This window comes from Campylobacter concisus (assembly GCF_050447445.1).
GTDB classification, from domain to species: Bacteria; Campylobacterota; Campylobacteria; order Campylobacterales; family Campylobacteraceae; genus Campylobacter_A; species Campylobacter_A concisus_BI.
The window spans coordinates 241,551-259,678 of record NZ_JALMFW010000001.1 but is presented as its reverse complement, the minus strand read 5'-3'; the positions used below and the strand labels follow the sequence as shown (position 1 = coordinate 259,678).

Annotated in this window: 21 protein-coding genes, 1 tRNA gene and 1 pseudogene; 10 read left to right on the top strand and 13 right to left on the bottom strand. The window is 38.8% G+C overall.

From position 1 onward, the window contains the following. Positions 1–35: 35 nt before the first annotated feature. The 4 genes from MTT30_RS01340 to MTT30_RS01325 all read right to left on the bottom strand — a co-directional run bounded on the left by MTT30_RS01340 (position 36) and on the right by MTT30_RS01325 (position 4,551). Entirely contained in the window at positions 36–821 is a 786-nt protein-coding gene (locus tag MTT30_RS01340) for a TatD family hydrolase (RefSeq protein WP_429800724.1), read from the bottom strand. Then, the gene (locus tag MTT30_RS01335) at positions 818–2,074 is read right to left on the bottom strand and encodes a GGDEF domain-containing response regulator (RefSeq protein WP_429800723.1); all 1,257 of its coding nucleotides are present in this window, start codon (positions 2,072–2,074) and stop codon (positions 818–820) included. Before MTT30_RS01335 ends, MTT30_RS01340 begins: the two co-directional genes overlap by 4 nt. An 88-nt stretch (positions 2,075–2,162) precedes the next feature. Beyond that, positions 2,163–3,683 carry an AAA family ATPase gene (locus MTT30_RS01330; protein WP_429800722.1) on the bottom strand — a complete coding sequence of 507 codons (1,521 nt, stop codon included), beginning with the start codon at positions 3,681–3,683 and terminating at the stop codon, positions 2,163–2,165. Beyond that, positions 3,676–4,551 carry an NAD(+) kinase gene (locus MTT30_RS01325; protein ID WP_429800721.1) on the bottom strand — a complete coding sequence of 292 codons (876 nt, stop codon included), beginning with the start codon at positions 4,549–4,551 and terminating at the stop codon, positions 3,676–3,678. The genes MTT30_RS01330 and MTT30_RS01325 overlap by 8 nt, the downstream gene beginning before the upstream one ends. A gap of 92 nt (positions 4,552–4,643) precedes the next feature. Here MTT30_RS01325 and aspS point away from each other — a divergent pair, with 92 nt between their 5' ends. The 5 genes from aspS to MTT30_RS01300 all read left to right on the top strand — a co-directional run bounded on the left by aspS (position 4,644) and on the right by MTT30_RS01300 (position 8,389). Next, the gene (aspS, locus tag MTT30_RS01320; RefSeq protein ID WP_429800720.1) at positions 4,644–6,401 is read left to right on the top strand and encodes an aspartate--tRNA ligase; all 1,758 of its coding nucleotides are present in this window, start codon (positions 4,644–4,646) and stop codon (positions 6,399–6,401) included. A gap of 185 nt (positions 6,402–6,586) precedes the next feature. Further along, positions 6,587–7,156, top strand: coding sequence for an adenylate kinase (locus MTT30_RS01315; protein ID WP_429800719.1), 570 nt, complete (start codon positions 6,587–6,589; stop codon positions 7,154–7,156). 109 nt (positions 7,157–7,265) lie between these two features. Next, the gene (locus tag MTT30_RS01310; protein WP_429800718.1) at positions 7,266–7,601 is read left to right on the top strand and encodes a NirD/YgiW/YdeI family stress tolerance protein; all 336 of its coding nucleotides are present in this window, start codon (positions 7,266–7,268) and stop codon (positions 7,599–7,601) included. A 70-nt stretch (positions 7,602–7,671) separates the two neighbouring features. Beyond that, positions 7,672–8,190 (top strand): inorganic diphosphatase, encoded by a 519-nt coding sequence (ppa, locus tag MTT30_RS01305; protein WP_103579567.1) that lies wholly within the window; start codon positions 7,672–7,674, stop codon positions 8,188–8,190. Between the two features lie 122 nt (positions 8,191–8,312). Next, positions 8,313–8,389: transfer RNA gene (locus MTT30_RS01300), tRNA-Ile, on the top strand. A gap of 116 nt (positions 8,390–8,505) precedes the next feature. On the opposite strand, the gene MTT30_RS01295 is transcribed toward MTT30_RS01300, so the two are convergent. Beyond that, positions 8,506–10,398, bottom strand: a complete 1,893-nt coding sequence (locus MTT30_RS01295) for an autotransporter domain-containing protein (protein WP_429800717.1) — start codon at positions 10,396–10,398, stop codon at positions 8,506–8,508. A gap of 25 nt (positions 10,399–10,423) precedes the next feature. Between MTT30_RS01295 and MTT30_RS01290 the strand changes: the two are divergent. The 3 genes and pseudogenes from MTT30_RS01290 to MTT30_RS01280 form a co-directional block, all read left to right on the top strand. Then, a pseudogene (locus MTT30_RS01290) lies at positions 10,424–11,152 on the top strand (substrate-binding domain-containing protein); the annotation flags it as partial. Continuing rightward, on the top strand, positions 11,145–11,957 hold the full coding sequence (locus tag MTT30_RS01285; protein ID WP_429800716.1) for a 4Fe-4S binding protein: 813 nt from the start codon (positions 11,145–11,147) through the stop codon (positions 11,955–11,957). The pseudogene MTT30_RS01290 and the gene MTT30_RS01285, both read left to right, overlap by 8 nt. Beyond that, positions 11,957–12,784 carry a radical SAM protein gene (locus tag MTT30_RS01280; RefSeq protein ID WP_429800715.1) on the top strand — a complete coding sequence of 276 codons (828 nt, stop codon included), beginning with the start codon at positions 11,957–11,959 and terminating at the stop codon, positions 12,782–12,784. The genes MTT30_RS01285 and MTT30_RS01280 overlap by 1 nt, the downstream gene beginning before the upstream one ends. A gap of 508 nt (positions 12,785–13,292) precedes the next feature. Here MTT30_RS01280 and MTT30_RS01275 read toward each other — a convergent pair. The 8 genes from MTT30_RS01275 to MTT30_RS01240 form a co-directional block, all read right to left on the bottom strand. Then, on the bottom strand, positions 13,293–13,919 hold the full coding sequence (locus tag MTT30_RS01275) for a sensor histidine kinase (protein ID WP_429800714.1): 627 nt from the start codon (positions 13,917–13,919) through the stop codon (positions 13,293–13,295). Next, positions 13,895–14,458 carry a HAMP domain-containing protein gene (locus MTT30_RS01270; protein ID WP_429800713.1) on the bottom strand — a complete coding sequence of 188 codons (564 nt, stop codon included), beginning with the start codon at positions 14,456–14,458 and terminating at the stop codon, positions 13,895–13,897. Before MTT30_RS01270 ends, MTT30_RS01275 begins: the two co-directional genes overlap by 25 nt. A gap of 29 nt (positions 14,459–14,487) precedes the next feature. Further along, positions 14,488–14,646, bottom strand: coding sequence for a hypothetical protein (locus tag MTT30_RS01265; RefSeq protein ID WP_429800712.1), 159 nt, complete (start codon positions 14,644–14,646; stop codon positions 14,488–14,490). Then, positions 14,630–14,806: a winged helix-turn-helix domain-containing protein gene (locus MTT30_RS01260; protein WP_429800711.1), complete on the bottom strand. Its 177-nt coding sequence runs from the start codon at positions 14,804–14,806 to the stop codon at positions 14,630–14,632. Before MTT30_RS01260 ends, MTT30_RS01265 begins: the two co-directional genes overlap by 17 nt. Positions 14,807–14,892: 86 nt before the next feature. Beyond that, positions 14,893–15,291, bottom strand: coding sequence for a response regulator (locus tag MTT30_RS01255; protein WP_429800710.1), 399 nt, complete (start codon positions 15,289–15,291; stop codon positions 14,893–14,895). Between the two features lie 31 nt (positions 15,292–15,322). Beyond that, positions 15,323–15,991 (bottom strand): hypothetical protein, encoded by a 669-nt coding sequence (locus MTT30_RS01250; protein ID WP_429800709.1) that lies wholly within the window; start codon positions 15,989–15,991, stop codon positions 15,323–15,325. 44 nt (positions 15,992–16,035) lie between these two features. After that, a complete protein-coding gene (locus MTT30_RS01245; protein ID WP_429800708.1) occupies positions 16,036–16,386 on the bottom strand; it encodes a PepSY domain-containing protein in 351 nt (116 codons plus the stop codon). Continuing rightward, entirely contained in the window at positions 16,383–16,520 is a 138-nt protein-coding gene (locus tag MTT30_RS01240) for a hypothetical protein (RefSeq protein ID WP_429800707.1), read from the bottom strand. Before MTT30_RS01240 ends, MTT30_RS01245 begins: the two co-directional genes overlap by 4 nt. A 440-nt stretch (positions 16,521–16,960) precedes the next feature. Between MTT30_RS01240 and MTT30_RS01235 the strand changes: the two genes are divergently transcribed. Both MTT30_RS01235 and MTT30_RS01230 read left to right on the top strand, forming a co-directional pair. Next, positions 16,961–17,362, top strand: coding sequence for a hypothetical protein (locus tag MTT30_RS01235; RefSeq protein ID WP_180382159.1), 402 nt, complete (start codon positions 16,961–16,963; stop codon positions 17,360–17,362). A 110-nt stretch (positions 17,363–17,472) separates the two neighbouring features. Further along, on the top strand, positions 17,473–18,117 hold the full coding sequence (locus MTT30_RS01230; protein ID WP_429800706.1) for a tyrosine-type recombinase/integrase: 645 nt from the start codon (positions 17,473–17,475) through the stop codon (positions 18,115–18,117). Positions 18,118–18,128: the final 11 nt, after the last annotated feature.

Genomic DNA, 18,128 nt, shown 5'->3' with positions numbered 1-18,128 from the left:
ATGCTAGCATCTTAAACAAGTGCAACGCTCAAAATTTAAGCAAAGCACTTAAACAACCTTTTGGCATTATTTGAAGTTTTTTCACAAACAACTTCAAACTCAAGGTTTAAAATTTCAGCTATCTTTTTAGCAACAAATGTCGTAAACGCCGGCTCATTTCTCTTGCCACGATTTGGTTCTGGCGTGAGATAAGGAGCGTCAGTTTCAATAACTATCCTATCAAATGGGATTTTTGGCAAAATTTCGACTAAATTTTTAGCATTTTTAAATGTTAAAACACCGCCTATGCCAAAGTAAAAATTCCCAAATTTACAAAGCTCTAAAAGAAGTGGCGAAGCATTATAACAGTGTAAAATCGCTCCAGCTTCAAGCTTTGATGCATACTCTTTCAAGATATTAAAAGAGTCCTCATTAGCCTCCCTAATGTGAAGAATAACGGGTTTTTTTAACTCAACAGCTAAATCAAGTTGAGCTAAAAAAATACGTTTTTGATCTTCTTTTTCTTTTATCTTTTCATTTTCATCTTTTGGTAAGCGAAAGTAGTCCAGACCACATTCACCTATTGCCACACACTTTTCATCTTTGGCAAAATTTCTTAAAATTTCAATACTAAAACTCTCTTTATCATATGGATGAACTCCAGCGGCAAAGAAAATGTCAGAATTTTCATGCGCTATTTTAGCCGCTTTTGGTAAATCATTGATATCAGCTCCCGGGATAATAAAGCCTTTTAGCCCTAAATTTCTAGCTTCATCTAAAATTTTATCAAGGTCAGGATCATAAACTTTACTATCTAAATGACAATGCGTATCTATAATCATAAAGCTATTTCTACTCTGTTTCTACCATTTTCTTTTGCGGTGTAAAGTGCTGAATCGCAAGCCTCAAGCATATCGTCTATCTCGCAATGCCCATTGCCAAAAGATACACCTATTGATATAGTAACTTTTACTTTTTCCTTTTTTATAGTTACTTCATTTTCAGCCACTTTGGCTCGTAAATTTACAAAAAATTTAACAGCTTCTTCTTTGTTTATTTTTTTAAGGACAACGCAAAATTCTTCGCCGCCAAATCTAGCAACAATATCACTTCCTTTTGTATTATCATTTAAAATTTTTGCGATTGATTTTAGTACCTTATCTCCGCCATCATGGCCATATTTATCATTTATCTTTTTGAAATAATCAACATCAATCATTGCAAAAGCGTAAGGCTCATTAGTCTCTTCAGCTACTTGAACATACTCTTCTACGTCAGAATAAAAAAATCTTCTATTATAAACTCCGGTTAAGAAGTCGCGATTTGCAAAATTTGCTATTTTGTTTATATTTTCCATAGCTTCGATCGTATTATTAACGCGGCATATTAGCTCTTCTTTTGAAAATGGCTTTGCTATAAAATCGCTCGCACCATTTTTTAAAAATATTGATGCGTCAGTCTTTTCGCTAGGCGATGTCATAACTATTACGCCAAGACTATTTTTATCTTTTTCTTTTCTAACCTCTTTTAAAACTTCAAGGCCATCTTTTACTGGCATTCTATAATCAGTTATTATAAGATTTATATCAGGATTATCTGCAAAATAACTCATTGCCTCTTCGCCATGAGCCGCAGCCAAAACTTTAAACTGAAGGCTAGTTAATATCTTTTTTATCATATTTCTAAAAGGAAGCGAGTCCTCAACAACCAAAACCTTGTATTGTCTATTTTTGCTCAGTCTATTTATCATTTGAAAGATATAGTTGATATCGTCCATATTTCCTTTATAAACATAATCCACAATATCTTTATTTATAAAATTTTGCCTTGTTTCATCATCAATGCTACCTGTTAAAACGATAGCCGAAAGCCCTTTGGAAAGCGCATAATCAACAATCTCGCCATTTGGAGCATCTGGCAAATTTAAATCCAAAATAGTCATAAAATAATCTTTATCATGCTCATTAATTAGCATTTGAGCCTCAGCAAAACTATATGCGACATCAATTGCCATCTCATCAATAGTCTTTTCCATTTGCATAACAATCAGCTTTGCTAACGCCTTATTATCATCAACTACAAGGATTCTTTCCATATTATTCCTACAAAAATTTTTATCAAATTAGTGGCGATTTTATCAAATAAATTTATTTATAAAGCTTAAATTAATAATTTAAATTAAGCTACTTTAAAAGCCCTTTCGCAAAATTTATTGCCTCTTCACTTATGTGCTCACCGCTTATCATACGTGCCAATTCGCTCACTCGCTCATCTTTGCCAAGCTCTCTTACGACCGAGTTTTCTCCATGACGCTCTACCAAAAAGTGTGAATTTGCCTTTGAGCTAAGCTGTGGCTGGTGAGAAATGGCAAAAATTTGATAAAAATTTGCAAGCTTAAGCAAAACATTTGCTATACTCATCGCTTCTTTTCCACTTAAATTTGCATCTATTTCATCAAGTATGATGACATCACCGCCCGTTTTTGTGATCTCACTAGATGCGGCTATAAAAGCCAGTCTTAGGCGGTTTAGCTCGCCCGAACTTAAATTTTTAAGCGAAGTCTCATTTAAATTTAGACAAACCTCATCAAGCCCTAAAATATCAAGTCTTTTTTCTTCTATCTTTAGCGTGATATCTGGCATATAAAGCTCTTTTAAATATAAATTTATCATAGCCTCAAGCTCTTTTAAATTTACGCTCCTTGCCCTGCTTAAAGCACTGGCAAGCTCATTTGCCTTTTTGCTCAAAATTTCAAATTTTTTCTCAAGCTCGCTCTTTTCAAAGCTTAAATTTTCATACCTGGCAAGCTCTTTTTCCTTTTTATCAAGTGCCTCTAGCGCCTCTTCCTCGCTACCATATCTTCTGATGATAGCATTTAGCGCCTCTATCCTATCAAGCACGCTCTCCACGTCGATATCGTCAAGCTCCTCCATATTTAGGCTATCTCTTGCGACCCTTAGCTCGTTCATCGCATCTTCAAAAAAGCCATTATCAAGATCGCTGATACTTAGCGCCTCATTTACGCTGTGCTCTAGCTCAAATATCCGCTCAGCTCTAGCCCACGCCTCATTTATCTTATCCTTTTTACTAAGCCTTTTTTTAGTCTCCATAAGCTCTTCAAACTCGCCTTTTTTAGGCCCAACACTTCTTATCTTCTCGATCTCAAAGCTAGCAAGCTCCTTTAGCTCCTCGACCTTTTTCTCTTCCTCTTTTATAGTGGCTAGCTCTTTTGAAATTTTAGAAAATTCCAAAAAGGCCTCTTCAAATTTCTGCTTTGTTTCTTTAAATTTCTCATTTTTCGAAATTTCTAGCCTGTCAAGCAAATTTAGAAATTTCTCATTTTCAAATTCATTTGCCTCTTTTGCCGAGAGATATTTGATATGCTCACGCGCTACCTGGGCTAAATTTTTCTTTGAAATAGCCTGCTGGTTTATAAAATATCTCGTGCTCTTATCTTTTAAAAGCTTGAAAACATTGACCTCTTCATTTTCTATGCCAAACTCATCAAGCTCAAATTTATGCTCTACGTCAGCCTCTATTAGCCTCGCCTCGCTATCTTTTAGCCCAAAAACAGCCATAATAGCGCTCATTAGCACGGACTTGCCTGTACCACTAACGCCCGTAAATACACTAAGACCCTCTTTGAAATTTAGCTCGACATTTTTAAAATTTAGATAATCTTTAATCAAAATTCGATCAATCATTATAACCCCAGTGAAGTTTCTCTTTTAAAATTTGAAAATAATCCCTGCCAATATGGCGTATCAGCCTCGCTTTTTTATCGCTCAGACTCATGCTAACGGCTGAAATTTTACTCATATCAAAGCGGTCTTGTCCGTCTATGACTAAAATGGCGTCGCTATTTGTTCTAAATTTGACCGTGTGGTTTTTCGTAAGCACGACTGGACGCTGCGTGAGCGAGTGCGAGCAGATGGGAGTTAGCGCAAAGACCTCGCTTAGCGGATATATGATAGGGCCATTTGCGCTCATATTATATGCCGTAGTTCCTGCTGGTGTTGCCACTATGACGCCGTCTCCGTAATATGAGTTAAAATACTTTTCATTTAAAAGTGCCTCGATATGCGTCATCGAGCCGCCATTTTTACTAACGATGACCGCGTCGTTAAATGCTATCTTTTTCTCAGTTTTGCCATCATTTTTATGAAGCGTAACATCAAGCATAAAAGGCGTTTCTACCTCAAATTTATCATCAAAAAAGTCTTTAAAAAACTTCTCACTCTCATTAATCATTATGTCAGTTAGAAATCCAAGTCTACCAGCGTGTATGCCAAGGACAAGTGGCGAGATGTGAGCTAGCTTTCTACAAGTTGAAATGATCGTGCCATCTCCGCCAAGAGTGATCAAAAATTCGCACTCTTTGGCTAGTTTTATCAGTTCAAAACCATTTTTCTCTATACGCTTAGCACAATTTTTTTCAAGCAAAATTTCTGCGTTATACTTTTTTAAAATTTTTTCTAATTTTTCTAAATCTTGCCTAAATAATGGATAATCTTTAGCAATAAGTCCTACTTTTTTTGTGCAAAAAGTATTAAATTTTTGTTCATTTTTCATGTAAATGATTGTAACATATTTTATTTTAACAAAGCTTTTCAAAAGAAAAAAGCGATTATAATTGCCTAAAAAACATTGCAAAGGAGCATTTTATGCGAAGTCATTATTGCACCGATCTTAGCAAAGCTGACATCGGTAAAGAAGTAATACTTTGTGGCTGGGCAAACACATATAGAGACCACGGTGGCGTTGTTTTCATCGACTTAAGAGACGTTAGCGGGCTAATACAATTAGTCTGTGACCCTGCTGACAGCAAAGAAGCACATGATATTGCTGCAAAAGTAAGAGATGAATATGTCTTAAAAGCAAAAGGAAAAGTAAGGGCTAGAGGCGAAGGACTAACCAATCCAAAGCTAAAAACTGGTGAGATAGAAGTAATAGTAAGTGAGCTAATCATCGAAAATCCAAGCGAGCCGCTACCATTTATGATAGGCGATGAGAGCGTAAATGAGGACATTAGGCTAAAATACCGCTTTTTAGATCTAAGAAGCGAACGCTTGCAAAATATCTTTAAAATGCGTTCTCGCGCGGCGATAGCAGCTAGAAACAGCCTAGACAAAATGGGCTTTATCGAGTTTGAAACTCCGGTTTTAACACGTGCAACACCAGAAGGTGCTAGAGACTACCTAGTGCCGAGCCGTGTATATCCTGGCCAATTTTACGCACTCCCACAAAGCCCGCAGCTATTTAAACAGCTTTTGATGTGTTCTGGTTTTGATAAATATTTCCAAATCGCAAAATGCTTCCGTGACGAAGATCTAAGGGCTGATCGCCAACCAGAATTTACCCAAATAGATATCGAAATGAGCTTTGTAGAGCAAGAAGATATCATAAATATGGCTGAAACGATGTTAAAAGACATCTTTAAAGCCTGCGGACACGACATCAAAACGCCATTTAGACGCATGAGCTACAAAGAGGCGACTGAGACTTATGGCTCAGATAAGCCTGATCTTAGATATGATCTAAAAATGATCGATGTGATTGATATTTTCGAGCGCTCAAGCAATGAAATTTTTAGCTCTATCGCAAAAGATAAGAAGAAAAACCGTATCAAAGCGTTAAAAGTGCCAAATGGCGACAACATCTTTAGTAAGCGCGAGATGAATAGATTTGAGGAGTTTGTACGTAAATTTGGTGCACAAGGTCTTGGCTACTTCCAAATGAAAGAAGAAGGACTAAAAGGCCCACTTTGCAAATTTTTTGAACAAAGCGATCTTGACGAGATCGTCTCAAGATGTGAATTAAAAGTTGGTGACGTTGTATTCTTTGGTGCTGGCAAGAAAAAGATCGTGCTTGATTATATGGGAAGATTTAGAATTTTCCTAGCTGAACAAATGGGTATCATTGATCAAGACAAACTTGAGTTTTTGTGGGTGCTTGACTTCCCAATGTTTGAGCAAAATGACGATGGCAGCTACTCTGCGATGCACCATCCATTTACTATGCCAAAAAATATAGACGAGCCTGATCTTGAGGATATCCTCTCTATCGCTCACGACGTCGTACTAAACGGCTTTGAGCTTGGCGGCGGAAGTATAAGAATTCACAAGAACGATATCCAACAAAAAGTATTTAAACTTCTTGGCATAGATGAAGAGGAGCAGCATGAGAAATTTGGCTTCTTGCTTGATGCCTTGACATTTGGTGCACCTCCACATGGTGGTATCGCGATCGGCTTTGATAGGCTAAATATGCTTGTAAATAAAGCAAGCTCGATCCGTGACGTCATAGCCTTCCCTAAAACACAACGTGCTCAGTGCCCACTAACAAAGGCACCAAGCCACGCTAGCAACGAACAGCTTAGGGAGCTAGGACTAAGGATAAGAGAAAAAGAGCAAAAGGCTTAAAATTTTTGCAATAAATTTAGACTTTTAGATGTCTAAATTTGAGTTATTTTATTTAAGATTAAATTTTTGAGATGATTTTGGATGTTGTGCAGAAAATTTCATCCCAAAGCTAGACATATAGTCTGCTACAGGGTGAAATTTTCAAACTCATTCAAAGGTGCTCAAAAATATAAAAAAGGGAAAGAATGAAAAATTTATTTTTAATCATCGGCGCTCCAGGTAGCGGCAAAACAACAGATGCATCGATCATCGCACAGCATGATGAGAAATTTGCGCACTTTTCAACTGGCGATCTTTTAAGAGCTGAAGTCGCAAGTGGTAGCGAGCTTGGCAAACTAATAGACGGCTTTATCTCAAAAGGAAATTTGGTCCCACTTGACGTTGCCGTAAATGCGATCGTCTCAGCTATCAAAAGCTCGAATAAATCAAACATCATAATCGACGGCTATCCAAGAAGCGTTGAGCAAATGACCGAGCTTGACAAAGTCTTAAGCGAGCAAGATGAAATTTCTCTAAAAGGTGTCATCGAAGTGGATGTTAGCGAGGACGTGGCAAGGGCTAGAGTACTTGGCCGTGCAAGAGGCGCTGATGACAACAACGAAGTCTTTAACAACCGTATGAAAGTCTATCTTGATCCGATCAAACCTATCCGCAAATTTTACAGCGAAAAAGAGCTACTTCACGTGGTAAATGGCGAGCGTGGCATCGACGAGATCGTAGCTGACATCAAAAATTTACTAGCTAAACTTATATAAATTTACAGACCTTGCATCAAAAGGTGCAAGGTTTTAAAACTTACCATTTATTAACACCAAAAATGTAATATCCTTTTAAAATTTCACAACCAATTTTAAAAGGATAAAAATGAAAAAAATCATTATCGCTTCACTAGCTGCTAGCATCGCAATGGCTGGGGGCTTCGCATCAAAACACTCAAGCGAGACGATAAGCGTAAAAGAGGCTTTAAAACTAAATGACGACGCCAAAGTCGTGCTTGAGGGCAAGATAAAGTCACATATCAAATCAGATAAGTATGAATTTGTCGATAAAAATGGCGACGTTATCGTTGTTGAGATCGACAACAAAAAATGGGGCAATGTAACAGCCAACGAAGATACGCTTTTAAGAATAAGAGGCGAGGTGGATAAAGACTTCACAAAAACAGAAATCGACGTAGGTAGCGTAGAGGTTGTAAAGTAGTTAAATTTTACGCATATTTAATGCAAAAAATACTAAAATCACCAAAATTTCTAATAAAAAGGACGAATATATGGACGTTTCAAAGATCAAAGCTGGTTCAAACCCTGACAAAATCAACGCCGTGATCGAGATCCCGTACGGCTCGAACATCAAATACGAGATCGACAAAGATAGCGGCGCGGTCGTAGTCGATCGCGTGCTCTACTCGGCGATGTTCTACCCGGCAAACTACGGCTTCGTACCAAACACGCTCGCAGCAGACGGTGATCCTGCCGATATCTTGGTGCTAAACGAATATCCGCTGCAAGCAGGCAGCGTGATCCCGTGCCGCCTAATCGGCGTACTCGTGATGGAGGACGAAGCAGGTATGGATGAGAAACTTTTGGCTGTGCCAGTTACAAAGATCGATCCAAGATATGAAGCGATAAAAAGCTACGAAGACTTGCCAACTGCGACACTAAATAAGATCAAAAATTTCTTTGAAACTTATAAAATTCTCGAGCCAAACAAATGGGTTAAAGTGAAAGAATTTAAAGATGCAAATGCTGCAAAAGAGATTTTAGACGCTGCAATAAAAAATTATAAATAATTTATAAGCCCTATTTTAGGGCTTTTCTTTTTAAATTTGCTCTCTTTATACACCACATAAAAAAGGCTATTTTTATATTTAGATAAGCTTTTTCTTGTATAATACGATTTTCTTTCAACTGTGGGTTCATAGCTCAGTTGGTTAGAGCATCCGGCTCATAACCGGATGGTCCCAGGTTCGAGTCCTGGTGAACCCACCACCTACTTTCAAGCTTTAAATTTCACTATTTTTCATTAGATTTCAAAATTACCAAATTTAAAACAATCTGCTTTTTAACAACGTCAAAGTGAAATTTAAATTCACTTTGACATAAATTTAAAATTTATACTCGATCTTTAAACCACCACTTATGCCGTAGTTTTTATCATTATCAAGCATGCCACTTAACTGAGAAGAGAGAACCAAATTTTCGCTAAGTTTGGTTTCTGAGTTTAAAGTAAGCTTATAGCTTAACTTGTTGTTATCAAGTTTGTAATCAACATACTCATTTGAATTATTAAGCGAAACATAAGACTTATCTTCTGAATTATATACACTTTGTTTTACTAAAAATTGCACGCTAAATGCGTTTTTATCGCTGTTTAAAGCATATTCTACTCCTGTGGCTACAGCCACATTAAAGTCATTGATGCTCTTTTGGTCATATCGGTCATTTTTAAATCCATCAATGCCGTTAGCGCCAAGCTCTAGTGCTAGTAGTGGCTTTATGCTTTGCTCATACTCGCCACTTTTAGAGAGTGAAATTTTATATTTATAGTAGTTGCTTGAGAGGATGCCTCTGCCTTTTGCGCTAGCTTTTTGCGCCTCATCTAGGCTGCGTTTTGAGTTTATAAAGGCAAAATTTAGGTTGCTTTGTATCTCATGAGGTCCTCTTTCAAAAAGCCCATACGCACCAAAACTATAAATTTTAGCATCATCTTTTAATATGTCTGAGCTAAATTTGGCCTTGCTTACTCCAGCGCTTACACCTAAGATAAACTCGTCATAACCTCTATCATAGCCGATATTTGTACCATAAAATTTAAGGTCGCCATCGCTTATTTTATCTTTAAAATAAGCACCATTTACATTTGCCCAGAAGTTGTTTCTCTCCCTGCTAGCTTCTGCTGCTTCGTAAGCTATCTTCGCGCTTGGCATGATGTCACTTTCGAGCCCAGCTAGCTTCAACTGCGAGATATCAGCCTTTGCCCTTAGCTGTGTGACCTGAAATAACCTAGAGTTCATCAGCTCGTTACTATTTTGCAAGGCTTTTATGCTCACTTTAAGCGAAGAAATAGAAATTTCTTTCATCTCTTTATCCGCTTTTTGCACTAGCTTTCTTAGTGCCTCATTGTCACCACTTGAGATTGCTTGCACAAATTCAGGCGTGCCTTTTAGCATGCTTAGGATTTTACTTTCTCTTTGACTAAATTTAGAAACCCTCTCTTGTACTATATTTGGCAAAACGGCTGGATTTTCTCCCTTTTTGTCACTTGGCCTCATCTCGATCTTGCCACCATTTATGGCATAGGTCATAAACAAATCCCCGAGTTTTTGCTCGTTGTTAAAGATAGCGCCCTCATTTATGATGCTTTGTGCGCTTACTAAAGTATATGTTTTATCAAGCGCCATACCGCCTTTAAGTGCTGCAGTAAAATCAACATCAAATTTCATCCCAGCGCCAAGGGTTAGGACCTTTTTAAAGTCAAGTACTGGCTCATTTTCACTGCCAAAGCTCTTTATCTTTAGGCTCTTTTTTATGAAGCTATCAGGCTCAAAGCCAAGCTTTTGCGCACCACTAACCTCTAAATTTTCTACCTCAAATTTACCATCGCCTAAGAGCACATTTTTAGCTAGAGGCGTATCTTTGCCATTTACGACCAGCTCTTTTAGCTTAGTTGCGCCGCCTCCCACTCTTAGCAGGCTATCACTATCCATGACGATTTTATTGTCAAATTTAACGTCTTTAACAAGTAAATTTTTACTCTCAATATCCTGGCGGTACTTTAAGCCGTCATCATAAGTATTTGAGCCATCAAATTTATCGATATAGTGAGTTAGCTTGCCACTTAAATTTATGACCGAGTTTTTAGCTGTGATGTCGCCAACTAGCTTAGTATCTTTACCTATGGTAAGCTCTGTTGATTTAAGCTTTATGCCATATTTTGCACTAAATTTCCTCTCGTCCCAGTCAGGCTGAGAGAGTGTGGATGGGCGAGTTAGATCCATATAGTCTGGCTCGCTTCAAGTTTGGTCGTGTGGAGGCCTATCTAAAGCTTTTAATGAGCTAAACGCCATTTACGAGTCAAGAACAGGGCACAACATCCAATATACAGGCGCTTTTGCTGGTGCTCTTGGCAAGTCGCTTTTAGCACTTCAAAGCACGACCGAGCTCTTTGGAGCAAGGGTCTTAGAGCTTTCTAAAAAACTTCGCAAAGCTGGCCTTAGCCTCCACTTTAGGCCACTATGCTTTACCGACTACGTCCTAGTCGTGCCAAAAGGCAACCCTGCTGGCATTCGCGACTTAAAAGACCTTGCTGAGCCAGGAGTTAGAGTGATGCTGCCTCTTAGATCATCGCCCCCTGGCAGTGGCCCAGTCAAAGGGATCTTAAAAAACTCAAACCTCACTGATGCAGTGATGAAAAACATGGTCGCAAACGGATCATGCGTCATAAATATGATGTGCGAGCTAGTTGATGGTAAGGGCGACGCTTCGATCATCGAAAAGCGCCTAACAACACACGATAGGTTCAAAGACAAGATCGAGTATATGCCCATCGATGAAAAGCTCATCCCGCCTGGACCGCTCACTTTTACGCTAAATATAATGAAATATGTAAAAGATGAAAGGCTCGCAAATGACTTTGCAGACTTTGTTTGCGGCACTGAAGGGCAAGAAATTTTTGAAAAACATGGCTTTACCTCCATTTATTCAGCGCGTGGGCTAGAGCTTATAGAAAGGTTTGGTGTAAAAGATGTGTAGTAGCTGTAATAGCGCATGCTCTAATAACAGTGCATGCGGCAATGTAAATTTAAAAAAGAGAAGCAAAAACTCTCCCACAACAAAGATAAGACGCTTAGTGCAGCTCATCTTTATAGCTGGTATCGGTCAATGGGCGTATTACGGCATTTTTAGATGCCCTTTTGTAGTGCCATTTGTAAATTGCCAAAGCTGCCCTATCATCACCTGTTGGGGGCGGATCACGTCGCTGTTTTTTGGATTTTGGCTATTTATCCCAGCGCTTGTCATCCTTTTTGGTAGGGCATTTTGTGGTTGGGTCTGTCCAGCTGGCTTTGTCAATCAAATGCTTGGTAAATTTGCCTTTTTCAAGCTAAAAATCCGCAGCAAAAAGCTAATAATCGCTCAAATAGGCATGCTAGCTACCATAGCAATCAGTCTTTGGGTCTATTTCATCTGGGGCAATCCACGCATGATGATACCTATAAGAACGAGTGATGAGTACCTAACTGCCGTCACTTTGTCACTTCGCTTTGGCGAATGGGAGTGGGTCACTCGCACAGTGATCATCATCTCAGTCATGCTAGCCTCGCTAATTGTAGCTAACCTTTGGTGCCGTTTCGTCTGCCCATCAGGTGGCGTGCTTGAAATTTTGCGTAAATTTTCGATCTTTCGTGTCTATAAAACAAGTGCTTGTGACGACTGCGACGCATGCTTGCGCAAGTGCGAGATGGGGACAAGACCTGATGAGATAAACTGCACAAACTGCGGGGACTGCCTAAATGTCTGCCATGCAAATGCCATTAAATTTGGAAGGAAAAAGAGCTAATGATTTTTCGCACTAAGGCTGATCTAGACAGCCACCCATGCTTTAACAAAAAGGCCTCCGCTAACTACGGACGCGTGCATCTACCAGTTGCCCCTCACTGCAACATCCAGTGCAACTTCTGCAACCGAATATATGACTGCGCTAATGAAAACCGCCCTGGCGTAACAGCAAAGGTGCAAACGCCAGATGAATCGGTGAATTTTTTAGAAAAGCTCTTTAAATTTAGACAAGACATCTCAGTCATCGGCATCGCTAGACCTGGCGATCCGATGTGCGATGCTGACAAGACGCTAGCGACCTTTGAAAAGTGCAAGTCCCACTTCCCAAATGTCCTGCTATGCCTATCAACTAATGGCTTAGCACTGCCTGAGCACGTTGATGAGATCGTGCGTCTTGGCGTGAGCCATGTGACAATGACTGTTAATGCCGTGACACCAGATGTTGGCTCGAAGGTCTATTCGTGGGTGAGGTATGAGGATAAAAACTACTACGGCGAAGAGGCTGCTATGATACTGCTAGCACGCCAGGACGAGGGCATCCGCAAGCTAAAAGAGGCTGGCATGCTAGTAAAGATAAATACCGTCGTCATCCCTGGGGTCAATATGGACCACGTCCAAAGCATCTCGGCAAAGGCAAAGCAGTGGGGAGCTGACATAATGAACTGCATGGCGATGATACCGGTGCATGACACTCCTTTTGAAAATTTAAAATCCCCTTCAACTGATGAGATCCACCGCATCCGTAGATCAATAGGTAGTGACATAAATCAAATGTCACATTGCAGTAGGTGCCGCGCTGATGCATGTGGAAAGCTTGGCGAGAGATAGCGATAAAAGGCACTGAATTTAGTGTCTTTTGCATTTTTGGTTTTTATTTTTTGGTTTTACTTGTGGCTCTCGGCTAAATTTTGTAAATTTTGTTAGATATCAAAGTTATAAAAGGCATAGAAAAGAGTGGTTCATTCGTAGCTAGAGTGGTTTTTGCTCAAAACCAAAATGGCGAAAATTTATTTACATTACTTTGAAAAATATCTTTTTACAAACCCTTTTAAAAGCCGTTTAAATGGGCTTTAAATCATACGTCTTAGTGCTTTACCTACTATATAGACCTCAACCGCTACCATCTTCATCTATCTCGTAGCTTTGATAGTCTTTATTGATGTTTATGATATAAGCATGCCCTAAGAGCTCTTTTTGGGGCAACTTAACCATGAAATTTCTACAAAAGTTTATAAATTTAGCTTTACTATAAAAATATAGACGCCATTTTATGCGGCATTTAAATTTATGCTCGTATTTGTTTTACTATTTCATAAATTTTGTCTTAGCAAACTGCCTAAATTTTTACTTCTTTTAAATTTACAAGCTCAAATTCTGCCCAAAATTCACTTCCGGCTCCAGTATCGCTTTTTACTCCAAGCTTTGCGCCGTGAATTTTAGCGATGTTTGCGGCGATAGCTAACCCAAGACCGCTGCCTGTGTTTAAATTTTTATTTCTTGAGCTATCGGCTTGATAAAATTTATTCCAGATTAGCTCGCTATCTTTTTGCGAGATGCCAACTCCGTCGTCTTTCACAGATAAAAGTGCGTACATTTTTGAGACACTTAAATTTAGATCAATTTTACTTGTGGTAAATTTTAGTGCGTTGCTTAAAAAGTTATCCACGAGCCTTGATATCATCAGCTCATCGCCCCGAATTTCAACATTTGGTGCTATTTCGCAACTAAATTTTATCCCTTTGGCGCTAGCTAGCTTCCCATAGTCGGTGGCTGAATTTTGCAAAATAGAGCTTAAATTTATGCGCTTTAGCATCAAATTTTTACCAGATTCTAGCCTTGAAAGCTCTAAAATTTGATCTATCAGTAAGGCAATCTTTTTAGACTGCCTGGCGATGACGCCCAGTGACTCCTTGGCTTCGTCCAAATTTTGAGCATAGTTTACGGCGTAGTCGCTCTCAGCCATGATGACAGATAGCAGCGTTCGCAGCTCGTACGAGACGTCTGAGATGAGCTGTTTTTGCTTTGATAGACCTTTTCAAGGGAGTCAAGCATCTGGTTAAAAACGCTCGCAAGCGCGTGCAGTTCGTCTTTGCCAGCAGGTAGGTCGATACGCTTTGAAAAGTCCCGGCTGCTGCCTATCTTAAGCGCAGTTTTTGACATCATAGTGACTGGCTTCATCGCATTTTTTATCGTTTTATAGCCGCCGTAAAGCACAAAGAGAAATAAAACCGGCACAAGAACGCCAAGCGCTAGTAAAAATAGCCCCTCTTTTTTGAAAAATTTCTCTGCATTTATCACGCCTCTGACCCAGACATCTTTGCCTTTAGCTTTGATATCGTAGTAGTAAAAGCGGTTTTCACCTTCTTCATAAAGCTGCACCGCACCGCTGTTCATTTTAAGTGAAATTTGAAAGCGCTTTGGCGCTAAACTGCCGATCACATCGCCTTTTGCGTTATATTTTATAAAAAATATCCCATCATCATATGGCTCAAACTCATCCATATCATTGGCGATCTTGGTGACTGATTTGGCTAGCTTTTTTGGCTCACATCCTCAAAAACCCCATCCGCCACGACCGCTGAAATGGCGACTAGAGCCGCCACGATAGCGATGATAAAAAACGAGTACCAAAGCGTTACGCGCACCGTTATTGGGATGTTTATGAGAGCTTGTTTAATCCTTAATAACATAGCCAAGCCCTCTTTTAGTCTGGATCACATCGCACTCGCCAAGCTTTTTTCTTATGTTTTTTATAAGCACGTCAATGACATTTGAGCTGCCCATGTAGTCGAAATCCCAAACATGCTCCTTGATCTGATCGCGAGTTAAAATTCTACCCTTGTTTAGCATCAAAAGCTCTAAAATTTCATACTCTTTGCCAGTTAGCTCAATCTGCTCGCCACTAAATTCGACTGACTTTTTTGAAAGATCGACCTTTAGCTCGCCTGCATAAATTTCATTAGCCGTATTGCCGCTGTTTCGGCGAATGAGCGTGCGTACCCTATAGCTAGTAGCTCCTTAAAATCAAATGGCTTTATCAAATAATCATCCGCGCCCGCATCGAGCCCCTTTACAACGTCCTCCACATCGTCCTTTGCCGTTAGTATCAGCACAGGGGTTGCTAGCTTTGCGGCGCGCGATCTTTGCAAAAATGTAAGTCCGTCCATCACTGGCATCATAAGATCAAGCACGATGAGATCGTGGTGCGCAACGGCAGTAAAGTCCATCGCCTCCTCGCCGTTAAACGCGCTATCGACGCTGTATCCGTTTTTCTTTAGGTGCTTTACTATGACGTTGTTTAGGTCTATTTCGTCCTCAACGACTAAAATTTTCATCTTACCTCTCTTGGTTTTGCTAGCTATTTTATCAAATTTGGCTTTTTATTTTTAGATTTAAAATTTCACCATTCATTGCGCCGATCTTAAAATCATACAAAAAGCCCTTATTTTTAGCCCTTGCCTCATAAAAATACTCCGTACAAAATGTGCCAAAGTTTTGTTTTTTCGCTAGATAGATCGGCGCAAATTCCACCTCTTCTGGCTCTACTTTTAGGCGCTCTAAGATTAGCTCTTTAACTTTTTCTGGCAAGATATGAGCTAGTCCTTCAAATTTAGCCTGCCCTTCATTTATCTTTGATAGCTCCACCCTTTGCGCCTCATCTTTTAGGCAGTTTGAAGCGTTTGATAGCCAAACTCCAGCCTTACCAACGTAGATAAGCGCATCCGCTACACCTTGAAGCGAAAGTTCAAATGCTTTTTTAAAGAAATTTTGAGCTTTGCATTTTGAGGTACCTTGGCTTAAAATTTCTGCTCTACTGTTTGCTTCACTAGAGCTTTTATCTAAATTTTCGGAGCTTTGCTCGCTTTTTCTTAAATTTTCGTAACTATTTTTATTAGCAGCATTTTTACTTAAATTTTCTCTCTCGTTTTCGCTAAAATCAGCGACTTTATTTTCGCTTAAATTTTTATTCAAATTTCTCTCTAAACTCTGCTTGCTAACTTTCTCGTTTAAATTTTGATCTAAATTTTTACTCATCTTTTTCACCTTTATAAAATTTAACGCCCAAAAAAGGCACTATATCACTTTGTGTAGTTGCCGATTATCTCGCCAGTTTGAGCGTTTATGATCACCTTTTTCTCGCTTATACCACGCTCAAGCTCGACCTCATAAACCCAAAGGCCGTTTTTGTTATCAAGCTCAGCCCCCTCAAGGCTCCAACCAGCCTCGAGTGCTAGCGCTTTAGCCACAGTCTCGTCGATGCTTAGGGCAAATTTTGAAAAATCTACCGCTTCGATCGGTAAGATATGTTTTTTATTTTTATTCTCTACTTTGACGATTTGACCGCTATTAGCGTCGATCTTAATATCTTGTTTAACGATATCTTTAAAAGACTCTATCTCGTAAAATGTCACGCCGTTTTTGACGTTCATTTCGATATCTTTGACACTTGAGCCTGGGAAATTTTCTCAGCTATATTTAAAGCATCTTTTGATGTGATGGCTGCTTGCAAGCTTGTTACTCCTAAAACTGCTGCTAAAACTGCCGTGCCTAATATCTTTTTCATTTTTGATCCTTTTGTTTTTTAATTTCCAACTTTCGTTTGGATGAGTGCATTATAAAAGCCTAAAATGAAGCTAGGATGAATGAAAAAAATTATTTTAACTTCGTCCAAAGATGAATATCTAATAGTATTTTGACCGCGAACAGAACAATATACTTTGAAACAGCAAATAAATCTGAGGGTAAATAAAGGGGAAAAATACAAAAAATAATAAAACTTAAAGTTCTTAAAATATCGTTAAAATCGGGATTTTAAAATGATTTTTGAAGATAAATGGCTCCGGATGCTGGGTTCAAAAATATATAATTCTTAAACACTCCAAAATATTCTATAAATCCCTAAAATACGCCATTTAATAGCTTAAGTATATTCTACGTTACACTAGAATATCATGCATTTTTGTAAATTTTGGGAACAAATAGGGAACAAATTTAGGGGGTATTATGGCAGGAAAGCTTAAAAATTACAACTCTGCTTTTGGAGTCAATAAATACCCGGGAATTTTCTTTAATAATCTAGCCAACGGCGACGTGGTTTTTTATATGAGAGTTACGCTTGAGGGTAAAAAGGCAAACGTCAAAATCGGATCAAAATCCGAAGGTGTAAATATAACCTACGCGTATAACAAAAAGAAAGAATTCGACGCAAAGCAAAGAAACGGAGAGCTTCCCGATAGCATATCCAAGAAAATGGCTGCCAAGAATAACAAAAACTCGCTTAAATTTGATGAGATCGCAGACGCCTTTTTTAATTTTAAACTAGAAAAAGAATCTGATAATGCCATCAATATAAAAGAGCAACGAAGGGATTATGAAATTTACCATAAGGATAAGTTAGGGGTCTAACTACGACGCAGATAACGCTCGAGACGATAAACGAGCATCATAAAGATATCTCTCAAATCATCTCTCCTAAAACCAAACGTAAATTATCGCAATCTCGCATAAATGCCATAATGGGTATAGTTAGGACGATTTTTAATCACGCTATAAAAAATGACCTTATCGATCATATTAGCCCGTACAAAATAGAGCTAAAAAAACCAAACAACAAGCGAGAAAGGTTTTTGGAGCTTATCGAGATAGAACTTTTACGCAAAGAAGTAGCGGGCAAGAAAGACTTCGCCCTAGGGCTGTTTGTTGAGCTTGCTTTATGTACGGGAGCTAGATTGGAGGGAATTTTAAACATCAAGAAAAAGGATTTAGTGCTATCTACTAAGTCTGTTACCATAAGTGATTTTAAAACAAAGAGCACGTATACGGGGTTTTTAAGCAAAAGGGCCTTGGAGATGATCAATCAAATTTATACTGCCCTATCCCCGAACGACTTTTTGGTAAATAAACCAAAAGCTACTATTCAAAATGTCTTACAGCCGCTACTAAACAAGCTTTTTAATCAAAATTTAGATATAAGCGACGCAACCAATAGAGTAGTTATTCATACCCTTAGGCATACGTTCGCTTCGCATCTTGCTATAAAAGCCACTCCGATACTAACGATAAAAAAGCTAATGAATCACTCCGATATCAATCATACTCTAAGATACGCTAAACTAATGCCCGATAGCGGAAGGGAGATGGTGGAGACGTTGTATGAGTAGGTTTATACAAG

What these genes read in the sequence shown, in the direction of transcription:
- MTT30_RS01340 (WP_429800724.1), bottom strand. Translation starts at nt 821, where the DNA reads ATGATTATAGATACGCATTGTCATTTAGATAGTAAAGTTTATGATCCT.
- MTT30_RS01335 (WP_429800723.1), bottom strand. Translation starts at nt 2,074, where the DNA reads ATGGAAAGAATCCTTGTAGTTGATGATAATAAGGCGTTAGCAAAGCTG.
- MTT30_RS01330 (WP_429800722.1), bottom strand. Translation starts at nt 3,683, where the DNA reads ATGATTGATCGAATTTTGATTAAAGATTATCTAAATTTTAAAAATGTC.
- MTT30_RS01325 (WP_429800721.1), bottom strand. Translation starts at nt 4,551, where the DNA reads ATGAAAAATGAACAAAAATTTAATACTTTTTGCACAAAAAAAGTAGGA.
- aspS (WP_429800720.1), top strand. Translation starts at nt 4,644, where the DNA reads ATGCGAAGTCATTATTGCACCGATCTTAGCAAAGCTGACATCGGTAAA.
- MTT30_RS01315 (WP_429800719.1), top strand. Translation starts at nt 6,587, where the DNA reads ATGAAAAATTTATTTTTAATCATCGGCGCTCCAGGTAGCGGCAAAACA.
- MTT30_RS01310 (WP_429800718.1), top strand. Translation starts at nt 7,266, where the DNA reads ATGAAAAAAATCATTATCGCTTCACTAGCTGCTAGCATCGCAATGGCT.
- ppa (WP_103579567.1), top strand. Translation starts at nt 7,672, where the DNA reads ATGGACGTTTCAAAGATCAAAGCTGGTTCAAACCCTGACAAAATCAAC.
- MTT30_RS01295 (WP_429800717.1), bottom strand. Translation starts at nt 10,398, where the DNA reads ATGGATCTAACTCGCCCATCCACACTCTCTCAGCCTGACTGGGACGAG.
- MTT30_RS01285 (WP_429800716.1), top strand. Translation starts at nt 11,145, where the DNA reads ATGTGTAGTAGCTGTAATAGCGCATGCTCTAATAACAGTGCATGCGGC.
- MTT30_RS01280 (WP_429800715.1), top strand. Translation starts at nt 11,957, where the DNA reads ATGATTTTTCGCACTAAGGCTGATCTAGACAGCCACCCATGCTTTAAC.
- MTT30_RS01275 (WP_429800714.1), bottom strand. Translation starts at nt 13,919, where the DNA reads ATGGCTGAGAGCGACTACGCCGTAAACTATGCTCAAAATTTGGACGAA.
- MTT30_RS01270 (WP_429800713.1), bottom strand. Translation starts at nt 14,458, where the DNA reads ATGGATGAGTTTGAGCCATATGATGATGGGATATTTTTTATAAAATAT.
- MTT30_RS01265 (WP_429800712.1), bottom strand. Translation starts at nt 14,646, where the DNA reads ATGTTATTAAGGATTAAACAAGCTCTCATAAACATCCCAATAACGGTG.
- MTT30_RS01260 (WP_429800711.1), bottom strand. Translation starts at nt 14,806, where the DNA reads ATGCTAAACAAGGGTAGAATTTTAACTCGCGATCAGATCAAGGAGCAT.
- MTT30_RS01255 (WP_429800710.1), bottom strand. Translation starts at nt 15,291, where the DNA reads ATGAAAATTTTAGTCGTTGAGGACGAAATAGACCTAAACAACGTCATA.
- MTT30_RS01250 (WP_429800709.1), bottom strand. Translation starts at nt 15,991, where the DNA reads ATGAGTAAAAATTTAGATCAAAATTTAAACGAGAAAGTTAGCAAGCAG.
- MTT30_RS01245 (WP_429800708.1), bottom strand. Translation starts at nt 16,386, where the DNA reads ATGAACGTCAAAAACGGCGTGACATTTTACGAGATAGAGTCTTTTAAA.
- MTT30_RS01240 (WP_429800707.1), bottom strand. Translation starts at nt 16,520, where the DNA reads ATGAAAAAGATATTAGGCACGGCAGTTTTAGCAGCAGTTTTAGGAGTA.
- MTT30_RS01235 (WP_180382159.1), top strand. Translation starts at nt 16,961, where the DNA reads ATGGCAGGAAAGCTTAAAAATTACAACTCTGCTTTTGGAGTCAATAAA.
- MTT30_RS01230 (WP_429800706.1), top strand. Translation starts at nt 17,473, where the DNA reads ATGGGTATAGTTAGGACGATTTTTAATCACGCTATAAAAAATGACCTT.